Annotated in this window: 17 protein-coding genes; 11 read left to right on the top strand and 6 right to left on the bottom strand. The window is 68.9% G+C overall.

The annotated features are described in order from the left end of the window. Positions 1-545: 545 nt before the first annotated feature. From ACFWUU_RS06945 to ACFWUU_RS06930, 4 genes are all read left to right on the top strand, one after another. Positions 546-1190, top strand: coding sequence for a FadR/GntR family transcriptional regulator (locus ACFWUU_RS06945; RefSeq protein WP_380173396.1), 645 nt, complete (start codon positions 546-548; stop codon positions 1188-1190). Then, the gene (locus ACFWUU_RS06940) at positions 1187-1930 is read left to right on the top strand and encodes a creatininase family protein (protein WP_380173395.1); all 744 of its coding nucleotides are present in this window, start codon (positions 1187-1189) and stop codon (positions 1928-1930) included. The genes ACFWUU_RS06945 and ACFWUU_RS06940 overlap by 4 nt, the downstream gene beginning before the upstream one ends. Positions 1931-2078: 148 nt before the next feature. After that, positions 2079-2999: an alpha/beta hydrolase family esterase gene (locus ACFWUU_RS06935; RefSeq protein ID WP_380173393.1), complete on the top strand. Its 921-nt coding sequence runs from the start codon at positions 2079-2081 to the stop codon at positions 2997-2999. Then, positions 2996-4528, top strand: a complete 1533-nt coding sequence (locus ACFWUU_RS06930; protein WP_380173391.1) for an AbgT family transporter — start codon at positions 2996-2998, stop codon at positions 4526-4528. Before ACFWUU_RS06935 ends, ACFWUU_RS06930 begins: the two co-directional genes overlap by 4 nt. Here the strand turns inward: ACFWUU_RS06930 and ACFWUU_RS06925 are convergent. Both ACFWUU_RS06925 and ACFWUU_RS06920 read right to left on the bottom strand, forming a co-directional pair. After that, positions 4521-5099, bottom strand: a complete 579-nt coding sequence (locus tag ACFWUU_RS06925; RefSeq protein WP_137253235.1) for a nicotinamidase — start codon at positions 5097-5099, stop codon at positions 4521-4523. The two genes, ACFWUU_RS06930 and ACFWUU_RS06925, sit on opposite strands and share 8 nt — an antisense overlap. A gap of 75 nt (positions 5100-5174) precedes the next feature. After that, entirely contained in the window at positions 5175-5954 is a 780-nt protein-coding gene (locus ACFWUU_RS06920) for an SDR family NAD(P)-dependent oxidoreductase (protein ID WP_380173389.1), read from the bottom strand. Between the two features lie 137 nt (positions 5955-6091). Between ACFWUU_RS06920 and ACFWUU_RS06915 the strand changes: the two genes are divergently transcribed. Both ACFWUU_RS06915 and ACFWUU_RS06910 read left to right on the top strand, forming a co-directional pair. Continuing rightward, positions 6092-7243 (top strand): cation:proton antiporter, encoded by a 1152-nt coding sequence (locus ACFWUU_RS06915; protein ID WP_380173387.1) that lies wholly within the window; start codon positions 6092-6094, stop codon positions 7241-7243. Then, complete coding sequence (locus ACFWUU_RS06910; RefSeq protein WP_380173385.1) at positions 7240-8277, top strand: DUF2252 family protein; 1038 nt, start codon at positions 7240-7242, stop codon at positions 8275-8277. Before ACFWUU_RS06915 ends, ACFWUU_RS06910 begins: the two co-directional genes overlap by 4 nt. Here the strand turns inward: ACFWUU_RS06910 and ACFWUU_RS06905 are convergent. After that, entirely contained in the window at positions 8266-9414 is a 1149-nt protein-coding gene (locus ACFWUU_RS06905) for an NAD(P)/FAD-dependent oxidoreductase (RefSeq protein WP_380173383.1), read from the bottom strand. The two genes, ACFWUU_RS06910 and ACFWUU_RS06905, sit on opposite strands and share 12 nt — an antisense overlap. 95 nt (positions 9415-9509) lie before the next feature. On the opposite strand from ACFWUU_RS06905, the gene sigJ reads away from it, so the two are divergent. The 4 genes from sigJ to ACFWUU_RS06885 all read left to right on the top strand — a co-directional run bounded on the left by sigJ (position 9510) and on the right by ACFWUU_RS06885 (position 14104). Then, positions 9510-10367, top strand: a complete 858-nt coding sequence (sigJ, locus tag ACFWUU_RS06900; protein WP_380173381.1) for an RNA polymerase sigma factor SigJ — start codon at positions 9510-9512, stop codon at positions 10365-10367. Positions 10368-10446: 79 nt separating this feature from the next. After that, entirely contained in the window at positions 10447-11991 is a 1545-nt protein-coding gene (locus ACFWUU_RS06895; RefSeq protein ID WP_380173379.1) for a fibronectin type III domain-containing protein, read from the top strand. 132 nt (positions 11992-12123) lie between these two features. Beyond that, the gene (locus ACFWUU_RS06890) at positions 12124-13320 is read left to right on the top strand and encodes an MFS transporter (protein ID WP_380173377.1); all 1197 of its coding nucleotides are present in this window, start codon (positions 12124-12126) and stop codon (positions 13318-13320) included. Positions 13321-13339: 19 nt separating this feature from the next. Further along, positions 13340-14104: a sulfite exporter TauE/SafE family protein gene (locus ACFWUU_RS06885; protein ID WP_380173375.1), complete on the top strand. Its 765-nt coding sequence runs from the start codon at positions 13340-13342 to the stop codon at positions 14102-14104. Here the strand turns inward: ACFWUU_RS06885 and ACFWUU_RS06880 are convergent. Continuing rightward, a complete protein-coding gene (locus ACFWUU_RS06880) occupies positions 14101-15096 on the bottom strand; it encodes an ElyC/SanA/YdcF family protein (protein WP_380173373.1) in 996 nt (331 codons plus the stop codon). The two genes, ACFWUU_RS06885 and ACFWUU_RS06880, sit on opposite strands and share 4 nt — an antisense overlap. A gap of 82 nt (positions 15097-15178) precedes the next feature. Between ACFWUU_RS06880 and ACFWUU_RS06875 the strand changes: the two genes are divergently transcribed. After that, positions 15179-16414, top strand: a complete 1236-nt coding sequence (locus tag ACFWUU_RS06875; protein ID WP_137253245.1) for a D-arabinono-1,4-lactone oxidase — start codon at positions 15179-15181, stop codon at positions 16412-16414. Here ACFWUU_RS06875 and ACFWUU_RS06870 read toward each other — a convergent pair. Continuing rightward, a complete protein-coding gene (locus ACFWUU_RS06870; protein WP_137253246.1) occupies positions 16404-17102 on the bottom strand; it encodes a cache domain-containing protein in 699 nt (232 codons plus the stop codon). The two genes, ACFWUU_RS06875 and ACFWUU_RS06870, sit on opposite strands and share 11 nt — an antisense overlap. Beyond that, positions 17099-17845: a FadR/GntR family transcriptional regulator gene (locus ACFWUU_RS06865; RefSeq protein ID WP_137253247.1), complete on the bottom strand. Its 747-nt coding sequence runs from the start codon at positions 17843-17845 to the stop codon at positions 17099-17101. Before ACFWUU_RS06865 ends, ACFWUU_RS06870 begins: the two co-directional genes overlap by 4 nt. Positions 17846-17886: the final 41 nt, after the last annotated feature.

The raw sequence follows: 17886 nt of genomic DNA, 5'->3' as shown, positions 1-17886 counted from the left end.
TGGTCGAGCCCTCGCGTTGCTAGGCGCGGCTCCTTCGTCGCCGTGCTGCGCGCCGCCCCACCCACCCCCGGGCTTATCGCCCGGAGCATCCCTTCCGGCTATCGCCGGGGTGCCCGGCTATCGCCGGATCTTCCGGCTGCCGCCGGGGTCTGCGGCTGTCGCCGCGGTCGACCGCCTCGCCGCGCGCCTGCATGTGCGCGGCGGGGCGGATCGGGCGTCGACCAGGGCACCTCGCGGAGTGTGGTCGACCCTCGCGGGGCTGCGCACGGCTCCTTCGTCGCCGTCCTGGGCGCCGCCCCACCCACACCTGGGGCTCCCGGCTGCTGCCGGAGTCTGCGGCTGCCGCCGTTTGTTGAACCGCGGCGGCAGCCAGGCCTCGTGGTTGTCGGCGAGGTGGATCGCCCTAGCGCCCCGACCTTCCCCGGCCGGCTCACCGCCGTTGCGGCCTACGAGGCGGTGGGCTCTTGACCGGGGGAGAGGCTAAGTGATTTAGTCAGTTTGTGACTTACTCAGCGGCTGAGGTGCCGCCTAGCCTGTCTGACCGGTTGACCGAGTCGATTCTTGGGATCATCCGGGATGGTGGGTTGGGGCCGGGGGATGCGATTCCTTCTGCGCGGGAGTTGGCGAAGCGGTTTGCGATTACGACGCCGACGGTGCGGGAGGCGTTGCGGAAGTTGGAGGCGACGGGGGCGGTCGAGTTCCGGCACGGGTCCGGTACGTATGTCGGTCCGACGATCAACAACGTCGTACTGGCGAATCCGCACCGGCCGCCCATCACCAAGGACTCGGTGCTGCAGCTGATCAGCGCTCGGCTCGTACTCGAGCCGGCCGTCGCCGCCCAGTCCGCAGTCGCGCGCCAGCCCGAGAATCTTGAACGCCTCGAGGCCGCAGTCACCAACGCGCTCGTCCCGCCCGGCGGTCCGGCGTTCGCGCTCAACTTTCACGTCGAGCTCGCCGCCGCATCCGGGAACCCTTTACTGCAAGAGGTTCTGTCGTCCCTGCTGAAGGTGCGCGTCCGCGAGCAGCAGCAGATCCGAGCGCTGTACGACAACCGCGAGCGCGACCACGAAGAGCACCAGGCGATCGTCGAGGCCGTCCGTGCCCAGGACGCTGCCGAGGCCGAGCGCCTGACCCGCGAGCACCTCGACAACATCCGCCGAGCCATCGAGTCCGCTCCGGAGTGGTCATGAATCTCGCCGAGATGACGACCGATGAAGCACTCGTCGCCGTACGCCGGTCCCCGCTGGTGATCGTGCCGGTCGGCGCCCAGGAGCAGCACGGCGGCGGGATGGCGATGTCCACCGACACCGTTCGCGCGGTCGGCGTGGCCGAGCGGGTCGCCGAGCGGTTGGACGGTCGCGCGGTGATCGCACCAGCCGTCCCGTACGGCGTTTCGCCGCACCACATGGCCTTCGCCGGCACCATGACGTTGTCCCCGGCAACGTTCATGCAAGTACTCCGGGATGTCGTCGCCAGCCTGCACGAACACGGCTGGCGCCGGTTCCTGGTGATCACCGGGCACGGTGGGAACAACGCCGCCCTGTCCGTACTCGCGCAGGAGTACGTCCGCAGCGAGCTCACGTTCGCGTGGACTCCGGTCACGTCCGTGGTGTCGGACCTGATCACAGGAGTCAGCGAGGTACACGGTCACGCCGGCGAGGCGGAGACCGCGCAGATGCTGTACCTGGCCCCGGATCTGGTTCAGGCCGATCGCCTGGAGCCGGGCGCCACCATGCTCGACGAACTGACCACGACGGCCCGGCTGTCCCGGCAGTCGCACGGACCGCGGCTGTCCGTCGGGTTCGACGCGTACCACAAGCGTGGCGTACTGGGTGATCCCCGTCGCGCCACCGCCGAGGACGGTCGTCTCCTGGTGGAGACCGCCGCCGACCGGATAGCCGCCTTCGCCGACGAACTGCTGTCGGCCTGATCGCAGAGCCAACCCCGCACAGCCAACCCCGCAGAGCCTGATCAAGCCGGCCTGACGTCGTACCACCCCGAACGCTGGACCTTCGCTCAGGGAGGTCCAGGCGCGAGCCTGCCCGCCCGCAGGCCGCATGCCCGAGGAGGCACCCCTGATGAACCTCGCACGCCCAAAAACACTCAGCGCACTGCTGGCGTCGGCGGCTCTGGTGACCGCCGCCACCACGTTGCCCACGGCAACCGCATCGGCCGCGTCCACCACGCCCGGCTGCGGCAAGCAGGCTGCCCCGAGCGGCGACTACACCGTGCAGAGCGGCGGCCTCGCCCGCACCTACCGCCTGCACGTGCCGGACAACTACAAGAGCTCCAAACCCTCCGAGCTGATTTTGGTATACCACGGCCGCGGCAAGACCGGCGCCCAGACCGAAGCCTTCTCCGACCTCTCCGAGCTCGACGCGATCGTTGCCTACCCCAACGGTGTGATCGGCGACGAGGACAAGCAGGCCTGGCAGGGCGCGCCGTACGCCGCCAAGGGCGTGGATGACGTGAAGTTCACCGCCGACCTGCTGGACGAGCTGGAGTCGAAGTACTGCGTCGACACCCGCGCCGTCTACGCGACCGGCAAATCTAACGGCGCCGGCTTCACCGGGATTCTGGCATGCCAAATGGCTGACCGGTTCGCGGCGATCGCCCCGGTCTCCGGCGCGTTCTACATCCAGGGCACGCACTGCGCGCCGAGCCGTCCGATCCCGGTCCTCGACATCCACGGCACCGGCGACACCACGATCCCGTACGGCGGTGACGGCGAGCGCGATCTGCCGAGTATCCAGACCTGGGTCCGCGACTGGACGGTCCGCGACCACTGCAACCCCGATCCGAAGACGAGTCAGCTCGGTGACGACGTACTGAAGTTCACGTACAAGGGCTGCAAGGCTGACGTCGTACACGTCGCGGTCACCGACGGCGGCCACAGCTGGCCGGGCTCGGACTCCACATCCGGACCGGGCTATGTGACGCAGACATTCGAGGCGCACGAGCTGATCGGCGCATTCTTCAAGGCGCACAAGCTCTCATGAGTACGACGACTGAGACGAGGGAGCTGCCCCGGCTGGTCCGGGCGATGGCTGTCATCGAACGCGTCGGGAACGCGCTGCCGCATCCGTTCTGGCTGTTCTGGATCCTGTCCGCGATCCTCGCCGTCGTCAGCGCGATCCTGTCGGCGCTCGACGTTTCGGTGCTCTCGCCCAAGGACGGCAAGGAGGTCGCCGTACAGAACCTGCTGTCCGGCGACGGGCTGCAGATGGCGGTCTCGACGGCGATCTCGAACTTCGCCGAGTTCCCGCCGATGGCGACGATCGTGGTCGTGATCATGGGCGTCGCGCTGGCCGAGCGGACCGGGTTCCTGCAAGCGTTGATGCGGGTCAGCGTGTCCCGCGTGCCTACGTCGATGGTGGTGTTCGCGGTCGCGTTCGCCGGCACGATGGCGCATGTCGCGTCCGCGGCGGCGTACATCATCCTGGTGCCGCTGGGCGGACTCGCGTTCCGCGCGGTCGGTCGGTCGCCGATCCTCGGCATCGTGGTCGCTTACACGGCGATCGCGTCCGGGTACGACGCGAGCCCGATCCCCACCCCCAACGACGCGATCTTCGCCGGCATCACCACCGCGGCCGCGAAGACGATCGACCCGGACGCGCACATCTCGGTGCTGTCGAACTGGTTCTTCAACATCGCGTCGTCGGTCCTGCTGGCGCTGGTGATCACGCTCGTCACGCGGCTGGTCTTGAGCAAACGGACCGACCTGGACGCCGACCCGGACGCCTCCGGTGACGATCCGGATCAGCTGGCCGTTTCGGTTGCCGAGCGCAAGGGTCTGCGCCGGGCCGGCATCGTCTTCCTGGTCGCGGCGGTGGCGATCGTCGCAGTACTGCTGCCGCACGATTCACCGCTGCGGGGCAAGGACGGCAGCATCGTCGACTCGCCGTTCCTGGACGGGATCGCCGTGGTCGTCGCCGTACTGTTCGGTCTCGTCGGCATCACGTACGGCGTGACCGTGAAGGCGATCGAGCGCGCGGCCGACGTACCGAAGCTGATGGCCGAGGGGATCAAGCAGATGGCGCCGGTCCTGGTGCTGTTCTTCGCGATCGCGCAGTTCCTCGCGTACTTCGACTGGAGCAACATCGGCGATCTGCTGTCCGCGGAGTCGGCGCGCTGGCTCGGCGATCTCGGGGCGCCGAAGGTGGTGATCTTCCTCGGCATCCTCGCGCTGCTCACGGTCATCAACGTGCTCGTGACCAGCGGCTCGGCGATGTGGTCGCTCACCGCGCCGATCCTGGTCCCGATGATGCTCCTGCTCAACGTCCCGGCCGAGACCACGCAGGCGCTGTTCCGCATCGCCGACTCGGGCTCGACGGCAATCACCCCGATGAGCCCGTACTTCGTGATGGCGCTCGGCTTCCTGCAGCGCTACCGAAAGGACGCCGGCGTAGGCACCCTCGCGTCGTACACCGTGCCGCTCGCGGTGTCGATGACTATCGCGTGGACCCTGCTGTTCCTGGCGTGGTGGGCGCTTGGCATCCCACTCGGCCCGGGCGCGCCCGTCAGGTGACGTCGACGCCGGCGGCCCGGAGATCGGTCAGGGCTTGTTCGGTCGATGAGGGTGCGACGCCGGCGGTCAGGTTGATCAGGACCGTTGTGCCGAAGCCCTCCTTGCGGGCGTCCAACGCCGTGGCGCGGACGCAGTAGTCCGTCGCGATGCCGCAGACGTCGACGTCGGTCACGCCCTTGCCGCGCAGCCAGTCGGCCAGGGCGTGACCGCCCTCGTGGGACTTCCCTTCGAAGCCCGAGTACGCCGCGGCGTACTCACCTTTGTCGAAGATCGCGTCGAACGGTTGCGGGTCCAGGTTCGGGTGGAAGCTGACCCCGTCCGTCCCGGCCACGCAGTGCCGCGGCCAGGAGTGGACGAAGTCGGGTTCCTTGGAGAAGTGGTCGCCGGGGTCGATGTGGTGGTCGCGGGTGGCCACGACGTACGCGTACTGGCGTTCGTCGGGCTCGGCCTCATGCCAGTGGTGGAGGAGTTCGCCGATCCGGAACGCGACGTCGGCCCCGCCGGCGACGGCCAGGCTTCCGCCCTCGCAGAAGTCGTTCTGCACATCCACCACGATCAGTGCCCGGGCCATCGCGACGCTCCTTCATCGGGGGAGTTCCCTCTGCCCACGGTACAAGCGTCGACGCCGTCTAGCTGGTATTGCGAGTTATGCGGGCAGCAGGGTCCCGCCGGTCACGCGCAGGATCTGGCCGTGGATCGCCTTGGTTCGCGGTGACGTGAGGAAGAGGATCGCGTCCGCGAGTTCGGTCGTCTCCGGCAGGTGCCGGGCGCTGAATCCGGCCGCGATCTGCTCCAGCGCGGGCTGCGGGATGACCCGGTGCGCGCCGTTCTCCAGGGTGATTCCGGGCATGACGACGTTGACGAGTACGCCGTCCGCGCCCAGGTCGTGCTGCACACTCGCGACCAGCCCGTGCAGCCCTGCCTTGGCCGCGCTGTACGGCCACGACCCGGGCAAGCCACGCTCGGCGAGGTCCGTGGAGATCAGCACCAGCCGCCCGTGCGCGGACCGCCGCAACGCCGGTGCGACCTGCTGCACCAGGTGGTAGTTGCCCTCGAGGTTGGCCCGCATGATCGGCACCCACCACTCGGCCGGCCCGTCCTCGACCTTCGTCGGCCGGTCGTGGAACCCGGCGTTACCCCAATCGACCGCGTTCCCGACCACAGCATCGAGCCCACCCCAGTGCTCCACCACCGACGCAACAGCCGCCGCAATCGTCTCGGGCGCGGAGAGATCCATGGGTACGACGTACGCCGTACCGCCCGCCGCCTCGATCTCCTCGGCGACCGCCTCGGCAGCGTCCTTGCGCGAGTTGTACGTGATCGCGACCCGCGCCCCCTCGGCGCCGTACGCGATCGCCGTCGCCCGCCCGATCCCCGACGACCCGCCCGTCACCAGCACCGCCGCGTCCTTGAATCCCAGGTCCATGACCCGTCCTTCCGGTATTTGTTAGTCGGCTAAGCAGAAAACTTAGCCGACTAACAAATCGAACGCAAGCCGCTGACGTCCGCCGATTCTCAGCGTTCCGGGAGCACAATGGCGCTCTCTGTGGGAAAGGAGCTGCGGTGAGCTTCACCATGCTGGCCGTGGTGGTTGCGGTCGGGTTGATCGGTCCGCTGCTGGCGCTTCCGCGCGGCTGGCACATCCCGGTCGTGCTCGGCGAGTTGCTGGCCGGCGTCGTCCTGGGCAAGACGGGTTTCGGGTACTTCGTCGCGTCCGACGACAAGTTCACGTTCCTCGCCGACATCGGATTCGGCCTGGTGATGTTCGTTGCCGGGACCCACGTTCCGGTCCGCGACGAGAGCCTGCGCAAGGCGATCCGGCCAGGGCTGCTCCGCGCGGTGGTGACCGGCATCGTCGCGACCGGTCTCGCCTACGCCCTGAATGCGGTCTTCGACACCGGGCACGTCGCGCTGTACGCCGTACTGATGGCGTCCTCGTCCGCGGCGCTGGTCCTGCCGATCGTCGACTCGCTCGGACTGGGCGGGCGGCCGGTGGTCGAGTTGCTGCCTCAGGTCGCGATCGCCGATGCCGCGTGCATCGTGGCGCTGCCGTTGGCGATCGATCCGCCGCACGCCGGCCGGGCGGCGCTCGGTGCGCTGGCGGTCCTCGTGGCCGGCGCTGGGGTGTACGTCCTGCTCAACTGGGCGGAGCGGTCCGGCGCACGGCGTCGGGCGCACAAGGTGTCGGAGGACCGGCAGTTCGCGATCGAGCTGCGGGTCAGTCTGATCGTGCTGTTCGCGCTGGCCGGTCTGGCGACGGCGACGCATGTCTCGATCATGCTCGCCGGGTTCGTACTCGGGCTGGCGGTCGCGGCGGTCGGCGAACCGCGGCGGCTGGCGCGGCAGTTGTTCGCGTTGACCGAGGGTTTCCTCGGGCCGGTGTTCTTCGTCTGGCTCGGCGCGTCGCTCGATCTGCGCGAGCTCGGGACGAAGCCGGAGTTCATCGGCCTCGGCGCCGCGCTCGGTCTCGGTGCCGTGATCAGCCACCTGTCCGGGATGCTGACCCGGCAGCCCCTGAGTCTCGGCGTGCTGGCGTCGGCCCAGCTCGGGGTTCCGGTGGCGGCGGCCACGGTCGGTACGACGTTGCACGTCCTTCAGCCGGGGGAGCCGTCCGCGCTGATCCTCGGTGCGCTGGTGACGATCGCGGTCGGTGTCGTGGCGGCCGGCCTCGCCGTACGACGTGGTCTGGTCACGCCGAAGCCGGTGTCGGGGTGACGGCCGATCCGGTCGCGGCGACCGCGGCGTACGAACGGTGGCTCGCGACCCGGATTCCCGTGGTGGCAGAGGATCTCGAGCTCAAGCATCGCGAACTGGCAGCGGATCCGCTGCGCTTCCTCCGTGGCACGTACTACCTCTGGCTCGAGCGCGTCGCCGAACTGGCGCCGGCGGTGCTGGACGGTCCGCAGGTGCCTGCCGTCGGCGATCTGCATGTGCAGAACTTCGGGACGTGGCTCGACCATCGCGGCGTACGGCGCTGGGGCGTCAACGACCTCGACGAACTCGCCTGGGGCTCGCCCGCACTCGACCTGCTCCGGCTCGCGGTGTCCGCCGTACTGACCCCGCAGGTGACGGTCGGCCCGAAGCGGATCTGCCGCCTGCTCCTCGACGCGTGGTCCACGACCAAACCGGGCCGCGCCGTCGATCTGGCCGACCCGAAGGCCGAACATCTGCGGGCGTTGGTGCCGAAGCAGACCGATCCGGAGAGGTACTACGACAAGCTCCGCGCCGGCCCGCCTGCGGATCCGTCGGTCCTGCCACCCGGGGTCCACGCGGCCATCGAGATCGCCGACGCCACCTGGCATCAGCGCCAGGCCGGCACCGGATCCCTCGGGCATCCGCGAATGGTTGCTGTCGGCAAAGACATTGCCCGGGAGGTGAAGGTCGTCGGCCCGCCGACCTCCGACTACGTGCGGGTCGGAGCGCAGCCCGACGACCTTCTCTACGGCCGGGTCCTGAGCGCCGTTCGCGGCCCGGACCCGATGCGCCGCATCGACGGCTGGCAACTGCGCGCCCTGGCCCCGGACGTCGAACGCATCACGATCGAGTCCCTCCGCCCGAGAGCCGTCGAACTCGTCCTGACCTCGATGGCCCGAGCCGCCGCCGACGTCCATGGCGTCATCCCACACCACCTCCACGACGCCCGCCGACACGTCGAAGCCCTCCCGGCCGACTGGCTCCTGGACGCCACTCGCCGACTCGCCGACGACACACGGGCCCGGTACGACGAGTACACCCGCTCACGTAGTTGACACGCGCGGCCCGCCCTTCGGCCACCCCATGGAGCCCGGGTCGTGGGCCTCGCGCCGGATCCTCTTCTCGATGACGAACTTGCAGGCGGTCTCCTTGATCACCGCGCCGAGTCGACCGGCGATGTAGAGGTTCACGGCCGTGTCGTCCTTGCGGGCAAGCTGCCTGATCCCGGCATGCCGGCCGAGGCTCACGCACGCACCCGTGAACGCGAGGTCGAGCGCTGCCGGTTCGGTGCCCGCGATGCGACTCAGCACGGTATTGGCGGCCTGCGCCCCGAGCGGCCCAGCGGCGTACGTGCTCATCCGCAACGGCCGACCCGACGGCGCAGCCGCATCACCTGTCGCGACGATGCGATCGTCGTCCACGCTGGTCAACGTCTCGTCGGTCAGCAGCCGGCCAAGCGTGTCGGTATGCAGTCCACTCGCAGAAGCCAACTCCGGTACGCCGAAGCCCGCAGACCAGATCGTCAGCGCACTCTGACGCACCACTCCGTCGGACAGCACGACCGCATCCGCCCGCACCTCGGTCACCCTCTCCGCCTCGAGTACTGCGACCCCGTGCCGAGCCAGCCACTTCGCGATGTACCGACGACCCTGCGCGCTGAAGGTCGGCGCCAGCTTCCCACCACCGACCAGCGTGACCTTGCGTCCCTGTTCTGCCAGTTCGGCAGCCGTCTCGATACCGGTCAACCCACCGCCGACCACCGTCACCGGAGCATCGCCAGGCAACTGGTCCAACCGGCCGCGCAGGAGTTGTGCAGGCTCGTACTCCGCGATGTCGAACGCGAACTCCGCCGCACCAGGCACCGACCGCGGAATCGCAGCCTTACTGCCGACCGCATAGATGAGGTAGTCGTAGTCCAGCGCCCGGCCCGACGCCAGCCGCACTCGGCGGTCGGCGGTGTCGATGGACGTCGCGCTGTCCACGACCAACCGGATGCCCTCGCCGAGCAGGGTGCCGTAGTCGATCGTGGCGTCGCCGGTCCGCGCGACGAACTGGTGCAGCCGGATCCGTTCGACGAACTTCGGGCGGGGATTGACCAACGTGATGTCGACATCCGCGCGCATTCGTAGATGGTTCGCTGCGAGCGTTCCGGAGTACCCGCCGCCGATGACGACGACCTTGTGTTCAGACATGGTGAGTGTTCCTCTCGTTGTTCTCACCAGTCCGACCAGTGAGTCCGTCGGAACGTGAGGCCTCACATTTCGCCGCGCTGTGTTGTCGTACGGTCATGAACGAACGGCGCCAGCTGATGAATCTCGCCTACCGCCTGCTCGGCTCCCTGGCCGATGCCGAGGACGTCGTCCAGGAGGCGTATGCCCGGTGGTACGCCATGTCCGCGCAGCAGCAGGACGCGATCGCGTCGCCAGGTGCGTGGCTGACGACGGTCACCAGCCGGCTCTGCCTCACGCTCCTGTCGTCGGCCCGAGTGAGGCGGGAGACGTACGTCGGGGAGTGGATCCCTGAGCCGCTGCCGGAACCGACAAGCCTCGATCCGGCCGACCGGGTCACCCTCGACGAGTCGGTGAACATGGCGTTCCTCGTCGTACTCGAGTCGATGACACCGGCCGAGCGCGTCGCGTTCATCCTGCACGACGTGTTCCGGTACCCGTTCGCCGAAGTCGCCGAGATCGTCGGCCGAAGCCCGGCGGCCTGCCGTCAGCTGGCTTCCTCGGCCCGCCGCCGCATCCGCGACTCGCAGGCGCCCGCTACGCCGGCCGCCCGGCAGGCGCAGATCATCAGGGAGTTCAAGCAGGCCTGGGAGGCCCAGGACATCGAGGCTCTCGTCGGCCTGCTCGACCCCGATGCCACCGTGGTCGCCGACAGCGGCGGCCTGGTCAGCGCCGTACTCGGGCCGATCGAGGGGGCCGAGCGGATCGCGCGCTCGATGATGAAGTTCGCCGGCAAGCTCCGCGAGTTGACGATCGTCGAACGGACGGTCAACGGGCAGCCCGGGCTGGTCGCGCAGCAGGACGGCGTGACCGTGACGGTGTACGCGTTCGAGGTCGTCGGGGACCGGATCAAGCACATCTGGGGTGTCCGCAACCCCGGCAAGCTCCGGCCCTGGTTTCGCGACAACGTGAGCTGACAGTTACTGTTTGACGGCGCATTGTTACCGAGTCATGGGTCGGCATCTTCCGCCGGAGCGGGCCCAAGGGGGTTCGCTCATGAAGAAGGCCGTCTTGGCAGTCGTCACCGGTGCGGCCGTGGTCGCCGCGGCGCTGGTGCCGTCCGGCCCGGCTGTGCAGGCCGCGACCGAGGCTGGCGCGCACAGCGCGCCGCGCGGGTTCGGCTCGGCGTTGTCGTCGGTGGAGCAGTTGTCGTGGCAGACGAACGCGAGCGTGAACGCGGTGGCCGTCGCGGGCAACCTGGTGTTCGCGGGTGGCCTGTTCACCCGGGTCCGGCCGCCGGGCAAGGCTCGTGGTGTCGGTGACGTGGCCCGGAAGTACTTCGTGGTGCTGAACCGGACGACCGGCGTACCGACGCGGTTCGCGCCGCAGGTCAACGGGCCGGTGTGGAGTGTCGACACGTCTCCCGACGGTCGGTGGGTTGTGATCGGCGGCGACTTCACCGTCGTCGACGGGGTGTCGCGGTCGCATGTGGCGATGTTCAACAGTGCCACCGGCAAGCTCGTCGCCGGGTGGGACCCGGTGGTCAACTTCCGGGTCGCGGCATTGAAGGTCACTGACAAGACGGTCTACCTCGGCGGCTCGTTCGGCCTGGTGGACAAGATGACGCGGAACCGTCTTGCCGCGGTCAGGCTCGACACCGGCACGCTGCTGCCGTGGAGCCCGGACGCGAACGACGACGTCCACGCGATCGAGGTGTCGACCGACGGTGAGCGGGTGTTCGTCGGCGGCGGCTTCACCCGGATCGGCGGCCGGAACGATCACGCCCTCGCGATGCTGAACGCGACGACCGGCGCGGTGCTCTCGATGCGCGCGGCCGGGGCGATCCCGGCGAAGACCGAGGGCTGCGACAGTCGGGTGAAGGACCTCGAAGTCCAAGGAAACAAGGTCTTCGCGTCGAACGCCGGTACGGGCAGCGTCAGCTGCTACGACGGCGTCCTCGCCGCGGACGCGACGACCGGCAAGCTGATCTGGCAGAGCCACTGCCAGGGTGCGACCGAGGCGATCAAGGCGATCGGCAACTGGCTGTACAAGGGCTCGCACGCGCACAACTGCAGCGCGGACGGCGGGTTCCCCGACAAGACCGGGATGCATCACCTGCTCGTCTACAGCACGATCACCGGCAAGCTCGGCCCGTGGTTCCCGAACACGGACGCGGGTGGCGAGACTCTCGTCGGGCCGCTGGCGTTCGCGTCCGGCGGCAACGACCTCTGGGCCGGTGGCGATTTCACCGAGGTGAACGGCGTACCGCAGGAAGGTCTGACGCGGTTCACCAGCGCCCCGGGCGGAGCCGCGCCGGCCCGACCGGCCGCGCCGAAGGTCGCCAGCGCGCGGGTCAACAAGGTGACGATCAGCTTCCCGACCGTGCTCGACCGCGACAACATCGCGCTGACCTACGTCCTCTACCGCGGCACGACGCGGATCGGTGCCTGGTCGCGCTCGTCGAACTCCTGGACCAAGCCGACCGTCACGACCGTCACCGACCCCGGCCTGTCCAGCGGCCAGAAACTGTCCTACCGCCTCGAGGTCAGCGACGGCCGCAACGTCCAGAAAAGCCCAGCGGCTACCGTCAAGGTCCGCTAGCGTTGGCGGTCGACTAGAAGCCTTCGAGGAGTTGGGGATGCCCGGTCAACCGGGCACGCGCTGACCGCAACTGTCATCGCGTGCCGCCTGCAGAGCATCAAGCGGCACTTTCCCCTGCCCTGGGAGACTTTCGTGTCGCTGTGGACGCATCGTGATTTCGTTCGGCTCTGGATCGGCCAGAGTGCATCACAACTCGCAAGCTTCGCCGGTCAGGTAACGCTGCCGCTCGTCGCGGTCACCTCGCTCGGCGCGGGTGCCGCCCAACTCGGCGTGCTGCGTGCCGTGCAACAACTCCCGATCCTGCTGTTCTCGCTGGTGGTCGGCGTACTGGTCGACCGTTGGCGGTTCCGGTCAGTGCTGGTGGCCGCGGATCTGGGTCGTGCGCTGGTGTTCGCGTCGGTCCCGCTCGGGCTGGGACTCGGCTTGCCGTTCTTGTACGTCGTGGGTTTCGCGGCCGGTGTGTTCACGGTCTGCTTCGACGTGGCATACCAATCCGCGCTGCCGCGCCTGGTCGAGCGAGATCAGCTTGCCCAAGGCAACAGCATGCTCGAGACGACCCGGTCGGCCGCACAGATCTCCGGGCCGGCGCTCGGCGGCGGACTCGTGTCGCTGCTGACCGCGCCGCTCGCAGTACTCGCCAGCGCCGCGCTCTTCGCATTCTCGAGTCTGTCCGTAGCCCGGATCAGCAACCGGACAACGACCGGAGTTCCGCGGACCGGCGTGCTGCGCCAGATCGGCGAAGGCCTGCGGATCGTGGCTCGCGACGCGTCGCTGCGGGCGATCGCGGCGGCGACCTGTGTGTACCAGTTCGGCTTCACCGCACTGACCACGGTCTACCTGCTCTTCCTGAGTCGCACCCTCGGCCTGCCGAGTGCGGTCGTCGGTCTCGTGCTCGCGTCCTTCGGCCCGGGTGTGCTGATCGGCTCGTTGCTCTCCGCCTGGCTGCCGAGGCGCTTCGGCTACGGCCGGGTCGTGGTCTTCGCCGCCTTGATCTCGGATCTAGTGATGCTCGTCACGTCAACACTGCACGGCTCCGGACCGCTCACAGTCGCCGCGCTGATCACCATCAACGTCCTGTACGGCGCTCTCAGTCAATCCGTCGACGTCGCGGTGACCGCAGTACGGCAACTCGTTACGCCATTGGAGGTCCAAGGCCGGGTCGTTGCCACGATCAACTTTCTCGGACTGGGTCTGACACCGCTCGGAGCGTTACTCGGCGGCGCACTCGCCGCAGCGGCTGGCGTCCGTACGGCGTTGCTCGTGGCGACGGTCTGGCTGTTCCTCTCGCCACTGTGCCTCACGCGGCTTCGACGTAGTCTGGCGCGGTGAGATCACCCGTGAGCTACGCGTGACGGGGCCGGAGCAACTGGCTGTCGTCGGTGCTGGACTGGGCGCAGGCATTCTGACGTCGACCGTCGGGGTCGCGTCGTTGCTGAGCTTCCCGGTGCTGATCGCGTTGGGGATCCCGCCCGTGGTCGCGAACGCGTCGAACACGCTCGGCTTGCTCCCGGGTGCGCTGAGTGGCGCGATCGGTTACCGGCGCGAACTGCGTGAGGTCCCACGAAATCAGACGGTGGCCGTCGTGGTGATCTGTGCTATCGGCGCGATCGGCGGTGCCGCACTGCTCCTGGCGCTGCCGTCGCGCGTATTTGCGTCGGCAGCACCCTGGCTGATCCTCTTCACCTGCCTGATCGTCGGCGTACAGCCGTGGATCTCGAAGTGGCTGCGGGCCCGGTCCGACCATCCGCACGGCACCGGACGATCGATGTCACCGGCAACCACTCTGTTCACCGCACTCACCGGCGTGTACGGCGGTTACTTCGGCGCGGGTGCCGGCGTCATGATGATGGCCGTCCTCGGCCTCGGACTCGACCTGGAGCTCCGGATCGTCAACGGTCTCAAGACCCTCGCGCTGCTCGCCGCGAACCTCGTCGCCAGCATCATCTTCGTCTTCATCGCCGACCTCAACCTCGCCGCGTCGGGACTGCTCGCGGCCGGTTCCATCGTCGGCGGGTACGCCGGCTCCCACATCGGCCGCCGCCTCCCCGCCACCTTGCTGCGCGTCCTGATCGTGCTCGCCGGCGTGGTTGCCGCCGTACTGATGCTGCGTTAGACGTGCTGCCAGATGGCCGCGGCCGCGATCAGTAGGCAGATGCCGCCGTTGAGGTAAGGGTGGCTGAAGAGGATCGCGACGAACTCGCGGATCGTTGCCGTCGGCCAATAGTACGCGGCGGTCGGGGAGCCGATCACCTGGCCGTTCACCTTGGCCTTTCGGGCCGTCATCGCGGCGCGGAACGCGTGGAAGTTGTTCGTCACGATCAGGCAGCGGTACTTCGGCGTACGCGCGACCATCAACTCGCGGCTGAAGGTCAGGTTCTCCCAGGTGCTGGTCGACCGGTCCTCGCGCAGGATCGCCTCGTCCGGGACGCCGCGCTCGATCAGGTACGACGCCATCGCGTGCGACTCGGGCAGGTCCTCGTCGCGGCCTTGGCCGCCGGACGTGATCATCATCGGCGTACGGCCTCGGCGCAGCGCCCGTTCGTACACCTGCTTGCCGCGGTCCAGCCGGCTCGCGAGCAGCGGCGTGACCCGCGAGCCGCGCAGGCCGGCTCCGAGCACGATGACGAAATCGACCTTCCGGGACGAGCGGACCCGGCTGTAGACGAACGCGTACACCAGGAAGCAGACGAACAGGAACGCGATATAGGTCAGCACCCCGATCAGCACCGAGCGCAGCGCTGCGAGCGGCTCCCAGCCGATCTTCTGCACCGCGACGCTGAACACGACGAACCCGATGATGCCGAGCCCGGCGAGCAGCGAGAGCAGGTTCTTCGGCCGGCGGCCCTCCCGGCGCAGCATCGTGATGCCGTTGACGACGAGGAACACCGCGAGCACGGCGATCGCCAGCGGGATGACGGCGAGGATGGCCAGCACCAGCCAGCGGGCCGCGGTGTTGTTGAAGGCGTCGACCACGAAGATCATCCCGATCCCCGCGAAGATCAGCGTCAGGACCAGGAAGATGCCGTTCTTGAACAGTCGCCGGTCCCGCAGGAAGCTGACCGCGAACACGACGAACCAGAACGCGGCGGCGACGAAGGCGTACATCGGGCACATGAAATCACGGCGGCCTGACCAGAAGCTGGAACTCAGGGATTCGTGAGTGTCCGGCGTGTGCGAGGCTGACCGCATGAGCAGCGTGACTAACTGGGCCGGCAACGTCAGGTTCGCCAGCGAGCTGCAGCGGCCTCGGTCCGTCGAGGAGCTGCAGGAGCTGGTCTCGGCGGCGGAGAAGGTGCGGGTGCTCGGCACCGGGCACTCGTTCAACCGCATCGCCGACAGCACCGGGGCGTTGGTGAGCGTCGCCGACCTGCCGTCGGAGATTGCTGTTGACGAGCGTGGGGTCACGGTCTCGGCCGGGCTGCGGTACGGCGAGATCACGGCCGCCCTGGAGGCTCAGGGGCTCGCGCTGCACAACCTCGGTTCACTGCCGCACATCTCGGTGGCCGGGGCATGCTCGACCGGGACGCACGGCTCCGGGGATGGCAACGGCCCGCTGGCGGATGCGGTCAACGCGATCACGTTCGTGGACGCTCGCGGCGAGCTCGTCACGCTGAACCGCGGTGACGAGGACTTCGCCGGGTCGATCGTCTCGCTCGGCGCGCTCGGGGTGACGGTGAGCCTGACGCTCGACGTACAACCGTCGTACCAGATCAGCCAGGTGGTGTACGACGGGTTGCCGGTGGAGCGGCTCGGGACGGACTTCGCCGAGGTGATGGGCAGCGCGTACAGCGTCAGCGCGTTCACCGACTGGGTCGACCCGGATGTGATGGTCTGGCGGAAGTCGCGTGATCTCAGCGCGCCCGCACCGGAGTGGCTGGGTGCTCATCTAGCGGACGGCGCGCGGCATCCGATCAAGGTGATGCCGGCCGACTACGCGACCCAGCAGGGCGGCGTACCGGGTCCTTGGAACGAGCGGCTGCCGCATTTCCGGCTCGAGTTCACCCCGAGCAACGGCGACGAGCTGCAGTCGGAGTACTTCGTGCCGCGCGATCGGGCGGCCGAGGCGTTCGAGGTACTACGGGCCCTGGGCAACCTCTTCGCGCCGGTGATCCAGGTGTCCGAGGTACGGACGATCGCGGCCGACGAGCTGTGGTTGAGCCCGAGTCAGGGCCGGGACACGGTCGCGCTGCACTTCACCTGGATCCAGGACGAGGCTGCGGTCCGCCCGGTCGTCGCTGCGATCGAGGAGGGTCTCGAGTCGCTCGACGTACGACCGCACTGGGGCAAGGTCTTCGCGGCCGACGCCGCGACGCTGGCCGAGCGCTACCCGCGGGTGAAGGACTTCATCGCGCTGGCCGCGAAGTACGACCCGGCGGGCAAGTTCCGTAACGAGTACCTCGACACGTTCCTGCCTACGCGCTGAGCTCGACCAGCGACAGGGGAAGATCCTCGACCCGGTACGCCGGGGCCGGGGTTCGCAGCAGCGTGCCGCCGACGTGGCGGGCGCTGTTGCTGAGCACGATCCGGCCCTGGTCGTTGACGATGGCAACCTTCCGGTGGGTGGCCCGCAGGCACGGCAGGACCGCCTTCTCGAACGTGAAGACCCGGACGTCGGCCCCGGCCACGCCGACGAACCGGTCGCGGACGAGGACCGGCACGGTGAAGGTCAGCGTGTAGTCGTCGGTGCAGAGATAGTCGACGTACGGACCGGTGATGTGCCGGCGGCCGGTCCGCTGCGGTACGTCGTACCAGGGCAGGGCCGCGTAGTCGTAGAAGTTCTCGCCGCGCGGATCGGTGTCGACGATCAGCCGCTCGGTGACGCCGTTGCTGAGCATGAACCACTCGAGCCACCACTGGGCGTCGGCCAGTGCGTCGATCGCCGCGACGAAGCCGGCGCCCTGGATCGATGAGCCCTGGTCCTCGAGCGCGGGCCGGACGAGCTCGATCACGCCGCCGAGGTCCGCCCGGCGGACGGTCGGCTGCCGGTCGAAGACGGCCGCCGTCGCCGCGCCGATCCGGTCCGCCAGCCCGAACGCCTCCCCGACCACGGACTCCACCAGCTCGAGCACCGTCTCGAGCCCGGCGTCGAGGGTCAAAGACTCTGTGCTCATGTGTCCTCCAACGCCAGTCTGAGGTCGATCAGCCGTGCCGTCGAGTCGGCCACCCGTTCCTCCGCGGCGGCGCGGGCCCCGTCGCCGTCGGTGCGGTCGATCGCGGCGACCACTTCGCGGCAACTCCGCACCGTCCGGCGGTGGCTGTCGTCGTCGCCGAACGCGAGCCAGAGCAACGTGCCGACCTCCGCCTGCAGGCTCACCTCGGCCCGGTAGAGCCGGGTCGACTGCGCGGTCGCGGCCACCTCGATATGGAACTGCGCGTCCGCCCGCCGGCGTCCGCCCAGTCCTTCGGCGTTCTCCAGGCCGTCGCAGACCGCGGTCAGTCGGCGTACGTCGTCCGGTGTCGCCCGCTCGGCCGCCAGCCGGGCTGCCGTCCCGGCGATCGCGCTGTAGTGGTCGCCGAGATCCCGCAGCTCCGCCAGGCTCAGCTCGGCCAGCCGGTCGCGGACGATCGCGGTCGATATCTCCTGGTGGGCGCGGACGAAACTGCCGCCGCCGCGACCCCGCCGGGTGTCGATCAGACCGCGCTGCCGCAGCGCCGAGAGCGCCTCCCGGATCGTGGCGGTGGAGACGCCGAAGATGCCGGCCAGGTCGGTCTCGCCGGGCAGCTGCCCGGAGTCGGGGACCAGGCCGAGCGCGATCGCGTCGGTCAGCCGGCGGGCCACCAGTTCCGATCGGCTCAGCGTCTCCAGCGGTGCGAACACCGCGGCCGCGCCACTGCCGTAGAACCGCAGCGCCATCCGGTCTCACCAACCCTCACGACACGACTTCGACACAGGTC

The organism is Kribbella sp. NPDC058693, assembly GCF_042715335.1.
Classification (GTDB): Bacteria; Actinomycetota; Actinomycetes; order Propionibacteriales; family Kribbellaceae; genus Kribbella; species Kribbella jiaozuonensis.
This window is presented reverse-complemented; position numbering and strand designations above follow the sequence as displayed.